General features: G+C 72.1%; 12 protein-coding genes and 1 riboswitch. Of the genes, 10 read left to right on the top strand and 2 right to left on the bottom strand.

The annotated features are described in order from the left end of the window. Positions 1 to 130 precede the first annotated feature (130 nt). Positions 131 to 2,485 carry a chitinase C-terminal domain-containing protein gene (locus AC07FY_RS17995; protein ID WP_479007253.1) on the bottom strand — a complete coding sequence of 785 codons (2,355 nt, stop codon included), beginning with the start codon at positions 2,483 to 2,485 and terminating at the stop codon, positions 131 to 133. 339 nt (positions 2,486 to 2,824) lie between these two features. Beyond that, positions 2,825 to 2,955, top strand: a riboswitch (FMN riboswitch). 151 nt (positions 2,956 to 3,106) lie between these two features. Between AC07FY_RS17995 and ribD the strand changes: the two genes are divergently transcribed. The 10 genes from ribD (at position 3,107) to AC07FY_RS17945 (ending at position 11,950) form a co-directional block, all read left to right on the top strand. Beyond that, positions 3,107 to 4,261: a bifunctional diaminohydroxyphosphoribosylaminopyrimidine deaminase/5-amino-6-(5-phosphoribosylamino)uracil reductase RibD gene (gene ribD / locus AC07FY_RS17990; RefSeq protein WP_479007250.1), complete on the top strand. Its 1,155-nt coding sequence runs from the start codon at positions 3,107 to 3,109 to the stop codon at positions 4,259 to 4,261. 1 nt (position 4,262) lies between these two features. After that, positions 4,263 to 4,886, top strand: a complete 624-nt coding sequence (locus AC07FY_RS17985; RefSeq protein ID WP_479007247.1) for a riboflavin synthase — start codon at positions 4,263 to 4,265, stop codon at positions 4,884 to 4,886. Next, positions 4,883 to 5,536 (top strand): nicotinamide mononucleotide transporter family protein, encoded by a 654-nt coding sequence (locus AC07FY_RS17980; RefSeq protein WP_479007245.1) that lies wholly within the window; start codon positions 4,883 to 4,885, stop codon positions 5,534 to 5,536. The genes AC07FY_RS17985 and AC07FY_RS17980 overlap by 4 nt, the downstream gene beginning before the upstream one ends. Further along, positions 5,533 to 6,837 carry a bifunctional 3,4-dihydroxy-2-butanone-4-phosphate synthase/GTP cyclohydrolase II gene (locus tag AC07FY_RS17975; protein WP_479007243.1) on the top strand — a complete coding sequence of 435 codons (1,305 nt, stop codon included), beginning with the start codon at positions 5,533 to 5,535 and terminating at the stop codon, positions 6,835 to 6,837. Before AC07FY_RS17980 ends, AC07FY_RS17975 begins: the two co-directional genes overlap by 4 nt. A 102-nt stretch (positions 6,838 to 6,939) precedes the next feature. After that, a complete protein-coding gene (ribH, locus tag AC07FY_RS17970; RefSeq protein ID WP_007262951.1) occupies positions 6,940 to 7,425 on the top strand; it encodes a 6,7-dimethyl-8-ribityllumazine synthase in 486 nt (161 codons plus the stop codon). Between the two features lie 35 nt (positions 7,426 to 7,460). Further along, on the top strand, positions 7,461 to 7,739 hold the full coding sequence (locus AC07FY_RS17965) for a phosphoribosyl-ATP diphosphatase (RefSeq protein WP_479007241.1): 279 nt from the start codon (positions 7,461 to 7,463) through the stop codon (positions 7,737 to 7,739). Positions 7,740 to 7,821: 82 nt separating this feature from the next. Beyond that, the gene (hisG, locus tag AC07FY_RS17960; RefSeq protein WP_479007238.1) at positions 7,822 to 8,670 is read left to right on the top strand and encodes an ATP phosphoribosyltransferase; all 849 of its coding nucleotides are present in this window, start codon (positions 7,822 to 7,824) and stop codon (positions 8,668 to 8,670) included. A 97-nt stretch (positions 8,671 to 8,767) separates the two neighbouring features. Further along, entirely contained in the window at positions 8,768 to 9,232 is a 465-nt protein-coding gene (locus AC07FY_RS17955; protein ID WP_479007235.1) for a PH domain-containing protein, read from the top strand. 202 nt (positions 9,233 to 9,434) lie between these two features. Further along, positions 9,435 to 10,907, top strand: a complete 1,473-nt coding sequence (locus AC07FY_RS17950) for a hemolysin family protein (RefSeq protein WP_479007232.1) — start codon at positions 9,435 to 9,437, stop codon at positions 10,905 to 10,907. Then, positions 10,904 to 11,950, top strand: coding sequence for a hemolysin family protein (locus tag AC07FY_RS17945; protein ID WP_479007229.1), 1,047 nt, complete (start codon positions 10,904 to 10,906; stop codon positions 11,948 to 11,950). Before AC07FY_RS17950 ends, AC07FY_RS17945 begins: the two co-directional genes overlap by 4 nt. Before the next feature lie 96 nt (positions 11,951 to 12,046). On the opposite strand, the gene AC07FY_RS17940 is transcribed toward AC07FY_RS17945, so the two are convergent. After that, positions 12,047 to 13,957 carry an AAA family ATPase gene (locus AC07FY_RS17940; protein ID WP_479007226.1) on the bottom strand — a complete coding sequence of 637 codons (1,911 nt, stop codon included), beginning with the start codon at positions 13,955 to 13,957 and terminating at the stop codon, positions 12,047 to 12,049. Positions 13,958 to 14,267: the final 310 nt, after the last annotated feature.

The following is a 14,267-nucleotide window of genomic DNA, read 5'->3' as shown; positions in this document are numbered from 1 at the left end:
CGGAGCCCTGACCGGCCCCGCCCGAACGCCCGTGTCCCGTGCCATGTGCGAGGACCCGGTGGCCGCCGGGCCACCGGGTCCTCACGCGCGGGGCTCACCCATGGCCGTCAGCCATGGCGGGCCGGGGGTGTCAGCAGGCGCCCTGGTCCCTCCAGACGCCCCATTCGCCCGTGGTGCCCGGCTCCTCGTTCTGCGTCCACCACTGGGCCTTCCAGGTGCGGCCCTTGTGGGAGACGAGGCTGCCGCCGCCGTAGGTCCGGCCGGCCACGTACGCCGGAGCGGTGCACGCGCCGCCCGTCGGCGGGGTCGTGGTGGGCGGCGGAGAGGTCGGCGGGGTGGTGGGCGGCGTGGTCGGCGGGGTGGTGGAGCCGGGCTGGACCACCGTGACACCGCGCGCCAGGTCACCGGCGAGCGCGTACGTCGTGCCGGAGATGTTCACCGTCCAGTTGGAGGGCGTGGACACCGGCAGGTAGTAGTTGAACGACAGGTCGACCGAGGCGCCCGGGGCCAGCGTCTGCCAGGCCGGGAGCTTCAGGGAGACCCGGTGGAAGTCGCCCTTGAGGCCGCCTGCGTTGCCGCCCGTGTGATCGCTGCGGATCACCTTGGTCCCGAAGCCGGACTGGTCGGAGGCGTTGCTCGGGGCGGCGGTCGCGTAGTCGAACTGGAACTCCGTGCCGCCCGGCAGGGTCGCCGCGGTGTTGTTGGTGATCTTCAGCTTCGGGGTGATCGGGTAGTTGGAGTCGCCGAGCTTGAACTCGGTGAACTCCGTCTTGATGTCCACGGCCTGCGACGGCAGCGCGGTGTTCGACTTCTTCGCGCCGTACGGCGCCGCCGCCTTGAACTTGTCGTACATCAGCGAGGTGAGCGTGTCGCCCATCTCGTACTGGCCCTTGGCCGCGTTCCAGTCGTAGTCGCCGGCCATCTCCCAGACCATCGTGCCGCCGATGCCGCGGTCGACCACGTAGTCGGCCTTGGCCGCCACCGACTGCTCGTCCTCGGTGGACAGGAAGACCTTCTTCTGCGCGTTCCACAGCCACGGCGCGACCAGCGTCGCGTCGTACTTGCGGGCGTAGGTGCCGGTCAGCGTGATGTTCGCGGGGAAGCCGTACGTCGTGACGTAGTCGCCGACGATCCCCTTCTCCAGGTTCTTCGCGTGCCACATCGGGTTGGAACCGGCCGGCGACTCGACGCCGTTGGTGTCCTTGTCGTGCCACAGGTTGTCGATGCCGACGGCGCCGTCACCGCACTTGGTCAGGCCCGCGCCGGCCGGGCAGGCGGTCGCGGGGGCCCTGCCCCACAGGCCGTCCGTACCGCCCTGCACGTTCTTGTGGCCGCGCGTGTAGTACGGCAGGCCGATGTTGATGCGGCCGGCCGGCATCGAGCCGCGGAAGTAGTGGTACGCCCAGTCGGTGTTGAGGTAGCCGATGTTCCCGTACTGGGAGCTGCCGTAGACGTTCGCGGCGGCCAGCTCGGCGTCCTTGCCGTCGTCGAAGAGCGAGGCGTTCGGCCCGACGAACTCGTTCCAGGCCCCGTGCAGGTCGTAGGACATGATGTTGACGTAGTCCAGGTACTTCTGCATCTGGAAGGTCTCCATGCCCCGCAGCAGGTACCCGGAGGACGGCGCGGCGACGGTGAGCAGGTAGTGCTTGCCGTCGGCGGCCCCGGCCCGGTCGAGCTTCTCGCGCAGGCTCTTCATCAGGGCGTCGTAGCCCTTGACGAGACCGGCGCGGCGGGCGTTGGACAGCTGCCAGTCCAGCGGGTTGCCCGCGTCCTTCATGGTGGTCGGGTACTCGTAGTCGATGTCGACGCCGTTGAAGCCGTAGGTGCGGATGAACTCGACCGAGGAGTTCGCGAAGGTGTCGATGCCCGCCTGGTTGACGGAGCCGTCGGCGTTGGTGGCCATCGAGTAGAAGCCGCCCGAGGCGACCCGGTTGCCGTCGTCCCCGAAGTAGCCGCCGGTCTCCGCCCAACCGCCGACGGAGATCAGGGTCTTGACGTTCGGGTGCTGCTTCTTGAACTTCGTCAGCTGGTTGAAGTGGCCCTTGTAGGGGAGCGCGGGGTCCATCTCGGCGCCCGCGACGCCCGGCCAGGTCATCCCGGTGGCGGCGTTGTTCGCGTTGTCCGCACCGACGGAGATCTTGTTGTCCGCGCCCACGTGGGCGAAGGCGTAGTTCAGGTGGGTGACCTTGGACCACGGGATGTCGTGGGCCAGGTAGGCCGGCTGGCCGTTCTTGCCGGTGCGCCAGCCGGTGAAGTAGCCGATGACCCGGCGCTGATGGTCGGCGCCCATCTTCTCGCGGCCTTCGGCGTCGTACACCGAGCAGTACGGGACGTCGACGCCGGCCGTCTTGTAGAGGCCGTCGGGGCGACAGCTCTCGTTGTCGGCGGCGTGCGAGACGCCCGTCGAGAGCCCGGCCACCAGCAGTCCGGCGATTGCGGCGCCGGATGTCAGGAGCATCGCTCTCATACGTGTGGGGGACAGCATCGTGCCTCCTGGGGAGGGGAGGAAGGCGGGACACAACAGGACACAACATGCGGAGATATGAAGCGCGTTGGCCCGTGACGTGCGCACATCTGACGGGCTGCTCCCGGGGAAGATGAAGGGAACGTTAAGAGGACTAGACCACCCCGTCAATAGGTCTGGACCAATCCGGTCGCCACTCGGCCGGGTCCGCGCCCCCGCCGTCCGCGTTCTCCTCCGCCCCCTCCTCCACTCCCTGCTCCACCCCCTCCCGCGCCGCCTCCCGGCGTGTGAGCCAGGCCACACGCCCTCACCCGCCTGGCCGAGGATCACCCATGGCAAACTGGCTGGAGTACCAGTAAGCAGCGCACTCCGGGGTCGGTGTAATTCCGAACCGGCGGTTATAGTCCGCGACCCGTCCGCAGCCAGCGGCCGGTTGACCAGGTGGGATTCCTGGACCGACGGTTAAAGTCCGGATGGGAGGCAGTGCGCGGCGGGCCAGTCACACCGGTACGCCGCCGTCGGCGGTTCCTCGGCACATCCCTCGGGATGTGGCGCAGCGGACCGTTTTCCGGCCTTGGCGTCCCCCTGTGCGCTGTACCGCTTCATCTGTCGTATCCCGACAGGCCCCGGAGTCCGTGCCCGATGAGGCAGGAGGACCCGGTGGCGACACACGCCGCGCAGACAGCACCCGACGCGGACACCCGCGCCATGCGCCGAGCCGTCGAGCTCGCCGCCCGCGGCCTCGGCTCCACCAGCCCCAACCCCGTCGTCGGCTGCGTCATCACCGACGCCTCGGGCACCGTCGTCGGCGAAGGCTGGCACGAACGCGCCGGCGGCCCGCACGCCGAGGTCCACGCCCTGCGCGAGGCCGGTACCGCCGCCCGCGGCGGCACCGCCTACGTCACCCTGGAACCCTGCAACCACACCGGCCGCACCGGCCCCTGCGCCCGCGCGCTCGTCGAAGCCGGGATCACCCGCGTGGTCCACGCCGTCCGCGACCCGGACCCGCAGGCCCGCGGCGGGGCCGACACCCTGCGCGCGGCCGGGATCGCCGTGGAGGCCGGGCTGCTCGCGGACGAGGCCGAGGCCGGCAACGCCGCCTGGCTGACCTCCGTACGGCTGGGACGCCCCTACGTCCTGTGGAAGTACGCCGCCACCCTCGACGGCCGCATCGCCGCGGCCGACGGCACCAGCCGCTGGATCAGCTCCCCGGAGTCCCGCGCCGACGTCCACCGGCTGCGCGCCGAGTCCGACGCCGTCGTCGTCGGCTCCGGCACCCTGCGCGCCGACGACCCGCACCTCGCGGTCCGCGGGATCGAGGGCGCCCGGCAGCCCCTGCGCGTCGTCCTCGACACCCGCGCCACCGTCCGGCCCGGCGCCCGCGTCCTCGACGGGGCCGCCCCCACCCTGATCGCCGTCGCCGACCACCTCGACGACGCCGCCGTCCGCCACCTCGCCGGCGCGGAGGTCGCCCGGCTTCCGTCCGACCGGCACGGGCTGCGCGTGGACGCCCTCCTCGGCGAACTCCACCGGCGCGGAGTCCGCTCCGTCCTCCTCGAAGGCGGTCCGACCCTGGCCGGAGCCTTCGTCGCCGCGGGCGCCGTCGACAAGGTCGTCGGCTACCTCGCCCCCGTCCTCCTCGGCGCCGGGCCCGCCGCCCTCGCCGACGCCGGCATCGCCACCCTCACCGACGCGCTCCGCCTCCGCATCACCGAGACCGTCCGCATCGGCACCGACCTCCGCATCACCGCCGTCCCCACGGCGCCCGCCGTCCCCGCCGCCCCCAAGGAGCGCTGAAGTGTTCACCGGAATCGTCGAAGAACTGGGCGAGGTCGCCGAGGTCGAGCACCTCGAGGAAGCCTCCCGCTTCCGCCTGCGCGGCCCCCTCGTCACCGAGGGCGCCAAGCACGGTGACTCCATCGCCGTCAACGGCGTCTGCCTCACCGTCGTGGACACCGCCGACGGCGAGTTCACCGCCGACGTCATGCAGGAGACCCTCAACCGGTCCAGCCTCGGCGTTCTGGCCAAGGGCTCCCGCGTCAACCTGGAACGCCCCATGGCCCTCGGGGGGCGGCTCGGCGGCCACCTGGTCCAGGGCCACGTGGACGGCACCGGCGAGATCCTCTCCCGCACCCCCTCGGAACACTGGGAGATCGTCAAGGTCGCCCTCCCGCGGCACCTCTCCCGCTACGTCGTGGAGAAGGGCTCCATCACCGTCGACGGCGTCAGCCTCACCGTGGTCGAGGCCGCCGCCGACTGGTTCACCATCAGCCTCATCCCCACCACCCTCGCGCTGACCACCCTGGGCACCAAGCAGCCCGGCGACCCGGTCAACCTGGAGGTCGATGTCCTCGCCAAGTACGTCGAGCGCCTGCTCGCCGCCGGAGTGGACCCGCTGCACCCGACGGGAGACGCCCGGTGACCGCCCTGACCTGGCTCAACGCCGAAGCCTTCACCGTCTTCGGCCAGAAGGTCATCTGGTCCGACATGATCGGCAACCTGATCGGCCTGGCCGCCCTCGCCCTCGGCTGGCGGCGCTCCCTGTGGACCTGGCCCGCCCAGCTCCTCTCCGGCCTGATCCTCATCGCCGCCTACGCCTCCGCCCACCTCTCCGGCGGCGTCGGCAAGCAGCTCCTGGTCATCGGCGTCGCCCTCTTCGGATGGCGCGCCTGGCAGCGCGGCAGGCAGCAGGCCCAGGACGGTTCCATCGCCGTCCGCACCGCCTCCTGGAAGGAGCGCGGACTGCTCCTCGCCGGCGCGGCCCTCGGCACCCTCGCCGTCGGCGGCCTCTTCACGGCCTTCCCGCACCTGTCCTGGAGCCCGTGGGCGGACGCCTACATCTTCGTGGGCACCATCGTCGCGATGGTCGCCCAGGCCCGCGGTCTGGTCGAGTTCTGGTTCGCCTGGCTCCTGGTCGACCTGGTCGGCGTCCCCCTCGCCTTCAACAACGGGCTGGCCTTCTCCGGCCTCGTCTACGTCGTGTACTTCGCCCTCGTGCTGTGGGGCGCCCACGACTGGTACCAGCGCTCGCGCACCACCCCCGGCCCGGCCCTGGAAGGAGCAACGGCATGACCAGCCTCAAGCCCGTGCCCGCCGTCCCCGAGAGCTTCGACGAGCCCTTCCGCCTCGACCCCGTCGAGCAGGCCGTGCGCGACATCGCCGCGGGCCGCCCCATCGTCGTCGTCGACGACGAGGACCGGGAGAACGAGGGCGACCTCGTCATCGCCGCCGAGAAGGCGACCCCGGAGATCATCGCCTTCATGATGAGCGAGTGCCGCGGCCTGATCTGCGCCCCCATGGAGGGCCCCGAGCTGGATCGGCTCGAACTTCCCCAGATGGTGCAGAACAACACCGAGTCGATGAAGACCGCCTTCACCGTCTCGGTCGACGCGAGCGCCGCCCACGGCGTCTCCACCGGCATCTCCGCCGCCGACCGCGCCACCACCCTGCGACTCCTCGCCGCCGGGACCTCCGAGCCCGGCGACTTCGTCCGCCCCGGCCACGTCTTCCCGCTGCGCGCCAAGCCCGGCGGCGTCCTGGCCCGCAACGGCCACACCGAAGCCGCCGTCGACCTCGCCCGGCTCGCGGGCCTGCGCCCGGCCGGCGCGATCGTGGAGATCGCCGGCGAGGACGGCGTCATGCTGCGCCTGCCCGAGCTGATCCCCTTCGCCCGCAAGCACGGCCTGACGATCATCTCCATCGAGGACCTGATCGCCTACCGCCGCTCCGCCGAGCCGACCGTGCGCCGCGAGGCCGAGGTCAACCTGCCCACCGCCTTCGGCGCGTTCACCGCCTACGGCTTCCGCTCCACCGTCGACGGGGTCGAGCACGTCGCCCTGGTCCACGGCGAGATGGGCGACGGCAACGACGTGCTCGTCCGGATGCACTCCGAATGCCTGACCGGCGACATCTTCGCCTCCCAGCGCTGCGACTGCGGCCCCCAGCTGCACGCCTCCATGGAGCGCATCCAGGCCGAGGGGCGCGGGATCGTCGTCTACCTGCGCGGCCACGAGGGCCGCGGCATCGGCCTGCTGTCCAAGCTGCGCGCGTACGAGCTCCAGGAGCGCGGCCGCGACACCCTCGACGCCAACCTGGAACTGGGCCTGCCCGCGGACGCCCGCGACTACGGGGCCGGCGCCCAGATCCTCGCCGACCTCGGCGTGCGCAGCGTCCGGCTGCTGACCAACAACCCCGACAAGGCCGCCGCCCTCGTCCGGCACGGCATCGAGGTCTCCGGCCGGGAGTCCATGCCGATGGAGGCGGGCGAGCACAATCTGCGGTACCTGCGCACCAAGCGGGACCGGATGGGCCACGACCTCCCCTGGCTGGACGCGGCCGCCGCGGCCGCCTCCTCCACCTGCGGCAACCAGTAGCAGAAGCAGCAGAACCGGCACCAAGAGCACCACGGCACCACCGGCACCACCGGTACCACCCGTAACCATCCACCCGGACACGAACCACCGAGGAGCAGAGCTGTGAGCGGCAAGGGCGCACCCGAACTGAGCGTGAAGAACTGCGGAGACCTGCGAGTCGCGGTGATCGCCGCACAGTGGCACGAGAAGGTCATGGACGGCCTGGTCGACGGCGCCCTGCGGGCCCTGCACGAACTCGGCATCGACGAGCCGACCCTGCTCCGCGTCCCCGGCAGCTTCGAGCTCCCGGTCGTGGCCAAGGTACTGGCCGGTCGCGGTTACGATGCCATCGTCGCCCTCGGAGTGGTCATCCGCGGCGGCACCCCGCACTTCGACTACGTCTGCCAGGGCGTCACCCAGGGCCTGGTGCAGGTGTCGATCGACACCGGAGTCCCCGTCGGCTTCGGCGTCCTGACCTGTGACAACGACGAGCAGGCACTGGACCGCGCCGGCCTCGAGGGGTCGAACGAGGACAAGGGGCACGAAGCGGTCACCGCCGCCGTCTCCACCGCCATGACCCTGCGGACGGTCAGCGAACCCTGGCGCTGAGTGGCGCGCGGGAACCCCGTATTCTGAGGACCATCATGGCGAACACACCCTCCAAGACCTTCGAGGAGCTCTTCACCGAGCTCCAGAGCAAGGCCAACGGCGACCCCAGCACCTCCCGTACCGCCGAGCTCGTCGGCAAGGGAGTCCATGCCATCGGCAAGAAGGTCGTCGAAGAGGCCGCCGAGGTCTGGATGGCCGCCGAGTACGAGGGCCCGGAAGCCGCCGCCGAGGAGATCTCCCAGCTGCTCTACCACGTCCAGGTGATGATGGTGGCGCGCGGGATCTCCCTCGACGACGTCTACGCCCACCTCTGATCCGGGCGCGGGCCCGACACCGCCCGCGTGACCCGTTCACCCGTCCGTGTATCCGCGTACCCCACGCACCGAAGGAAGCCCCATGCTGCGCATCGCCGTCCCCAACAAGGGTTCACTCTCCGGACCGGCGTCGGCGATGCTCCATGAGGCCGGCTACCGGATGCGCAAGGAGTCCAAGGAGCTCGTGGTCGTCGACCCCGAGAACGAGGTGGAGTTCTTCTACCTCCGCCCCAAGGACATCGCGATCTACGTCGCCTCCGGCCGCCTCGACATCGGCATCACCGGCCGCGACCTGCTCCTGGACTCCGGCGCCAGCGCCGAGGAGATCCTCGCGCTGAACTTCGGCCGCTCCACCTTCCGCTACGCGACCCTCCCCGGCACCGCGAAGGGCCCCGAGGACTTCCACGGGATGACCATCGCGACCTCGTACGAGGGAATCGTCGCCAAGCACCTCGCCGAGAAGGGCATCGACGCCTCCGTCGTCCACCTCGACGGGGCGGTCGAGACCGCCATCCAGCTCGGTGTCGCCCAGATCATCGCGGACGTCGTCGAGACCGGCACCAGCCTGCGCAACGCCGGACTCGAAGTCATCGGCGAACCGATCCTCACCTCCGAGGCCGTCGTCATCCGCGGCAACGGAACCGACGTGGAAGACCCCCGCGCCCAGCAGTTCCTGCGCCGCCTCCAGGGCGTCCTGGTCGCCCGCAGCTACGTGATGATGGACTACGACTGCCGCGCCGAGCACCTGGAGCGCGCGGTCGCCCTCACCCCGGGCCTGGAGTCGCCGACCGTCTCCCCGCTGCACAACGAGGGCTGGGTCGCGGTCCGCGCCATGGTCCCGGCCAAGGAGGCCCAGCGGATCATGGACGACCTCTACGAGCTCGGCGCGCGCGCGATCCTCACCACCTCGATCCACGCCTGCCGGCTCTGACCCTCCGCCGCCCCCCAAACGCCGGGCCTCGCGCAGAACACCTCGCTGGCGCCGCAGGAACCTCTCGCAGAACCTCTCGCAGAACCGAGCGCACACCATGACCGAGCCCGCCGCCCAGCCCGCACCGCCCGCCCTGCCGGTCACCTTCCGGCCGACCCGCACCCGGGCCGTCCTGCTGAGCGTCGGGCTCGTCATGTTCGCCACCATCACGACGATCGCCTTCCTGCTGGAAGCCCTCAGCCCGGGGGAGCGCATCAGCTTCGTCTTCACCGCGGCCCTGCTGAGCTCCGTCCTCATCCTGCTCAGCCGCCCCAAGGTGGTCGCGGACGAAGCCGGGGTCACCGTCGTCAACCTCACCACCACCCGACGCCTGGAGTGGGCGCAGATCCTGCGCGTCAACCTCCGCCCGGGCGACCCCTGGGTGTTCCTCGACCTCAGCGACGGCACCAGCCTGCCCGCCCTCGGCATCCAGCCGGGCGTGGCCAAGGCCCAGGCGATCGGCGACGCCCGCGCCCTGCGCGCCCTCGTCGAGACCAGGGGCACCGGAGCCACCGACCGCTGAGTCCGCTGATCCTCGTGGCCGCGTACCGTTGCGGCCGCGATCCCAATGACTACCCTGGTGGCGGGGCGCAGCCATGCGCCCTCCCACGCGTCCCGGGCCCCACCGGGCCCGCGGGCACCCTGCTACTCGAGGAGTGACTCCCTCCAGCAATGGACGGATCGTCCGGTAATATCCGCGCCGCCCTCCCCACGGAGGCGGCGGCATGACCACCCCGCTACTCCTGCTCGGCGCGGCCTTCGTCCTGATCCTCGCCAACGGCTTCTTCGTGGCAGCCGAATTCGGGCTCGTCACCGTCGAGAGGCCCGAGGCCGAACGCGCCGCCGCCGACGGCGACCGCCGTGCCCGCACGGTCGTGCGCGCCCTGCGCGAGCTGTCCTTCCAGCTCTCCGGCACCCAGCTCGGCATCACCATCACCTCCCTCGTCGTCGGCATGCTCGCCGAACCGGCCCTGGCCGCCCTGCTGGCCGGGCCGCTCACCGCGACCGGCCTCCCCGAGGGCGCCGCCGGCGGCGTCGCCGTGGTGATCGGCATGCTGCTCGCCTCCGCCGTCCAGATGGTCGTCGGCGAGCTCGTACCGAAGAACTGGGCGGTCTCGCGGCCCCTGCAGGTGGCCCGCTTCGTCGCCGGTCCCCAGAACGCCTTCTCGTGCGCCCTCCGGCCGGTCATCGCCGGCCTCAACGCCGTTGCCAACCGGCTGGTGCGGGCGCTCGGCGTGGAACCGACCGAGGAGATGGCCTCCGCCCGCACCCCCGGCGAACTGGTCTCCCTGGTCCGCCATTCGGCCCAGGCCGGAGCCCTGGAACAGGACACCGCCGACCTCTTCGTACGGACCCTCTCGCTGGGCGACCTCACGGCGCAGCACGTGATGACCCCCCGGGTGAAGGTCAGCGCCCTGATGCACACGGCCACCGCGGCCGACGTGCTCAACCTCACCCGCGCCACCGGCCTGTCCCGCTTCCCGGTCTACCGGGACCGCATCGACGAGATCACCGGCGTGGTCCACCTCAAGGACGCCCTCGCCGTGCCGGAGCCGGAGCGCGCCCGCACCACCGTGGGCCGCATCAGCGTCGCCCCGCTGCTGGTGCCCGGCTCCCTGCCGGTGCAGCCGCTGCTGGAGCGGCTGCGCAGCGAACAGCCGATGGCCGTGGTCGTCGACGAGTACGGCGGCACCGCCGGCGTCGTCACCTTGGAGGACATCGTGGAGGAACTCGTCGGAGAGGTCCGCGACGAGCACGACCTCGCGGACGACGACGGCCCCGAGCTGGCCGCCGTACCGACGGAGGACGGCCGCCCGTCCTGGGAGGCCGACGGAAGCTGCCGGGTGCAGACCCTGCGCCGGATAGGTCTGGACGTGCCCGAGGGGCCGTACGAGACCGTCGCCGGCCTCGTCGCGGACCTCCTCGGCCGGATCCCCGCCCCCGGGGACCGCGCGGAGCTCCCCGGCTGGCGGCTGTCCGTCCGCCAGGTCGGCCGCAACCGCGCCGAGCGGGTCCGGCTGGTCCGGCTCGCGGCGGTCCCCGCGGCGGGCTCCTACGGGGCAGCCCCCGGCGCTCCCGCGGCCGTCCCCGTCACCGGCGACCACGGCAGCCACGCCGGTCACGGCGACCATGCGGGCCACGCCGCCTCCGGTGGCCCGGTGCCGCAGCCGGCCGAGCTGGAAGGGGCTTCCCGGTGAACGCGCTCCAGCTCCTCTTCGCCGTGGCCCTCGTCCTCGCCAACGGCTTCTTCGTGGGCGCCGAGTTCGCGCTCGTCTCCGTACGGCGCAGCCAGATCGAACCGCTCGCGGCGAACTCGAAGCGGGCTCGCCAAGTGCTCCACGGCCTGGAGAACCTGCCCCGCATGATGGCCGCCGCGCAGTTCGGCATCACCGTCTGCTCCCTCACCCTCGGCGCGGTCGCCGAACCCACCGTGGCCCGGCTGCTGGAGCCCGTCTTCCACGCGGTCCACGTCCCGCAGGGCCTGATCCACCCCCTCGGCTACGCCCTCGCGCTCGCCGCCGTGGTCTTCCTGCACCTGGTCATCGGCGAGATGGTCCCCAAGAACCTCGCCATGGCCGCCCCCGAGAAGACGGCCCTGTGGTTCAGCCCCGGCCTGGTCGCCTTCGCACGGCTGTGCGGGCCGGTCACCACCGCGCTGGGCGCCTGCGCCACGCTGGTCCTGCGGCTCTTCAAGGTCGAGCCGAAGGACGAGGTCGAGGCCGTCTACACCCGTGCCCAACTGGGCCGCCTCGTCGAGGACTCCCGGCAGGCGGGCCTCCTGGAACCCGGTGAGCAGGAACGCCTGGAGGACGCCCTCGAACTCGGCAGCCGCCGGGTCACCGACGTCCTCCTCGCGTCCGGCCGCCTGGTCACCGTGGACCCGTCCGCCACCCCGCGGCAGATCGAGCAGCTGACGGTCCGCACCGGCTACTCACGCTTTCCCGTCCGGGCGGCGGGCGGCGCCTTCATGGGCTACTACCTGCACGTGAAGGACGTCCTGGATCTGGAGGAACGGCAACGGGCCGTGCCCCAGCGCGTGTGGCGCCGGATGCCGACGCTGTCGGCGACCCTGCCGCTGGACGACGCCCTCACCCTCATGCGGCGCGACGCCACCCACCTGGCGCAGGTCGCGGATCCGGCGGGCCGGGTGCTCGGCCTCGTCGCCCTGGAGGACGTGCTGGAGATGCTGGTCGGCGAGGTCCGCGACCCGGCCCACCGGGTCCCGGCGGGGCGCCGCTGAGGACCGGCCCCCGGGACCCGGCGTGACGGCCGCCGAAACCGGGGGAGCGGTCCTGCCGGGAGCGCGACGGGCGGGGCGGGGGAGCCCCGCCCCGCTTCACCGGGGCGGCTCGGAGCGGTCCTGGGGGCCGCGGCCCGACAGGACCTCGCCGTAGGCCTGCATCAGGTCCGGCAGCCTCAGCGTGGCGAGGTCGTCACGGGAGGGGTCCCCGGGGAACCCGGCCAGCCGCAGGTCCCGGTACGCGCAGCTCTTCTCGTACAAGGTCCGCAGGAACCGGCCGTTGCCCAGCTCGTCGATCCACCCCTGCTCCACCACGTGCCCGCTGATGCTGCGCAGCTCCTCCAGCGCCTCCTCGTCCCACCGGTCCCCGTTCGCCTCCGCCAGCACCCCGCCGATCGCCGTCAGCTCCGGCGGCCGGTAACTGGGGAAGTCCACCCGGGAGGTGAACCGCGAGGACAGCCCCGGATTGGCCGACAGCAGCCGGTCCATCCCGGCCGGATAGCCCGCCAGGATCACCACCAGGCTGTCCCTGTTGTCCTCGGCGCGCTTCAACAGCACCTGCAGGGCCTCGTCCCCGTACGCGTCGCCCTTGCTGTAGCCCGAATTGGACAGCGAGTACGCCTCGTCCACGAACAGCACCCCGCCGATCGCCGAATCGATCAGCTCGTTCGCCTTCACGGCGGTCTGCCCCAGGAACTCGCCCACCAGGTCGGCCCGTTGCGCCTCCACCAGATGGTCGCCGCCCAGCAGGCCCAGCGCATAGAACACCCGACCCAGGATCCGGGCCACCGTCGTCTTGCCCGTACCCGACGGCCCGGAGAAGACGAAGTGCCGCTTCGGCGGATGCACCGGCAGCCCCTGCGCGGCCCGCAGCCGCGCCATGTGCAGCTGCGCCGACAGCGCCTTCACCTGCCGTTTGACCGGCTCCAGCCCCACCATCCGCTCCAGCTCCGCCAGCGCCTCGGCAAGCGCCTCCGGATCGGCGGGCCCCGCCGGCAGCCCCGCGGGCGCGCCCTGCGGCGGGACGGACACCTTGCGCCGCGCGCCCTCCACCCGGCCCGCGGACGGCGGTGCCGCGCCCAATGGATCGGGCTCCGCCTGGCCGTCCGCCGCGACGTCCTGCACCGGCCCGCCCCCGCCCAGCGCCACCGCCGCGAGGTCCCCGCCCGCGGGGGAGGGGCCGTGCCCGCCGTAGCCCGTCGGCCCGGAGTAGCCCGCCATCCCGGCCATGCCGTCGGAGTCGTCGCCGTCCTCGATGGCCGTCAGCCGCGCCGCGGTGTCCATGAACGCCGGGTCCACCCGGTGCACCGCCCGGTACAGCGGCAGCGCCGCCGCACTGCGCCCCGTCCCCTCGTGCGCCCGCGCCAGCCAGTAACGCAGCTCCTTGCGCTGCGGCTGCTCGCTGCGGCAGCGCAGCAGCGCCGCCGACAGCATCGGCGCCGCCTGCCCGTACATCTCCAGCCGGACCCGCGCCATCCCGCCGAACAGCCCCGCCTCGATGCCCAGCAGCGGATCGTCCACCAACGGCTCGGTGTGCCGCACCAGTTGCTCCCAGTCCTTGACCAGGTAGGCCCGGCAGGCGTGCAGGAAGCGAACCTGCGGATCGGTGTCCACCGGGGGCAGGGCGGCGAGCGCCCGGTCCAGCTCGGGAACGTGGCGGCCGTCCAGCCAGTGCGAGGCGTGGGCCAGCAGCAGGTCCCGCGGGCTCTCCAGCACCGGCTGCACCCACCAGCCCAACCAGTACCAGGAGTTCAGCGTCCTCCGGTGCCGGGCCCGCTGCTCGCCGAAGCGGTCGCGGTGTGCGTACATGCGCAATAACGCGTCGGTGGTGTCCACCCGCAGCGCGTGCAGACCCAGCCAGGCGTCGGCCATCGTGGGATCGAGCCGCACGGCCGCCCGGAACTCCTCCTCGGCCTGCGGATAGGCGCCCATGGTGCAGGCGTCGACCCCGCGCAGCCAGGCGAGTTCGGCCGGGGCGCGCGTGCTGCCCGGCGTGCCGAAATCCATCACGTCCCCCACAAGCCTGCCCCCGTGGTGCGCGGCAACCCCCGCGCGGAGTGCGTGAGTTGTCCTGGCGCCGATGAAATCAGGGCTGCATCGTACCTGCGGTTACGCACCTTACGTAGGGTGCGGCGGGCCGCATCACGGGCGTGTCCGGGACCGGCCAGGTGACTCAGGGTGAAGGTCCGAGGTGTTCCGGAGCAGGACGAAGCCCCCGATCACGGGGGAACAATCGGGGGCTCCGCATGCGCGGCGGCCGGTAAAAGCCCCGCATGGAGAACGTAAGGCTGCTGCGGTCCCCGGGTCAAGAAGGCCG

The sequence above is a fragment of the Streptomyces sp. NPDC045967 genome (genome assembly GCF_056430495.1).
This window is presented reverse-complemented; position numbering and strand designations above follow the sequence as displayed.

Excerpts from the sequence above, each read along its gene's own strand:
- AC07FY_RS17940 (WP_479007226.1), bottom strand. The coding sequence starts at position 13,957 with ATGGATTTCGGCACGCCGGGCAGCACGCGCGCCCCGGCCGAACTCGCC.
- AC07FY_RS17975 (WP_479007243.1), top strand. The coding sequence starts at position 5,533 with ATGACCAGCCTCAAGCCCGTGCCCGCCGTCCCCGAGAGCTTCGACGAG.
- AC07FY_RS17950 (WP_479007232.1), top strand. The coding sequence starts at position 9,435 with ATGACCACCCCGCTACTCCTGCTCGGCGCGGCCTTCGTCCTGATCCTC.
- AC07FY_RS17965 (WP_479007241.1), top strand. The coding sequence starts at position 7,461 with ATGGCGAACACACCCTCCAAGACCTTCGAGGAGCTCTTCACCGAGCTC.
- AC07FY_RS17955 (WP_479007235.1), top strand. The coding sequence starts at position 8,768 with ATGACCGAGCCCGCCGCCCAGCCCGCACCGCCCGCCCTGCCGGTCACC.
- ribD (WP_479007250.1), top strand. The coding sequence starts at position 3,107 with ATGAGGCAGGAGGACCCGGTGGCGACACACGCCGCGCAGACAGCACCC.
- hisG (WP_479007238.1), top strand. The coding sequence starts at position 7,822 with ATGCTGCGCATCGCCGTCCCCAACAAGGGTTCACTCTCCGGACCGGCG.
- AC07FY_RS17995 (WP_479007253.1), bottom strand. The coding sequence starts at position 2,485 with ATGCTGTCCCCCACACGTATGAGAGCGATGCTCCTGACATCCGGCGCC.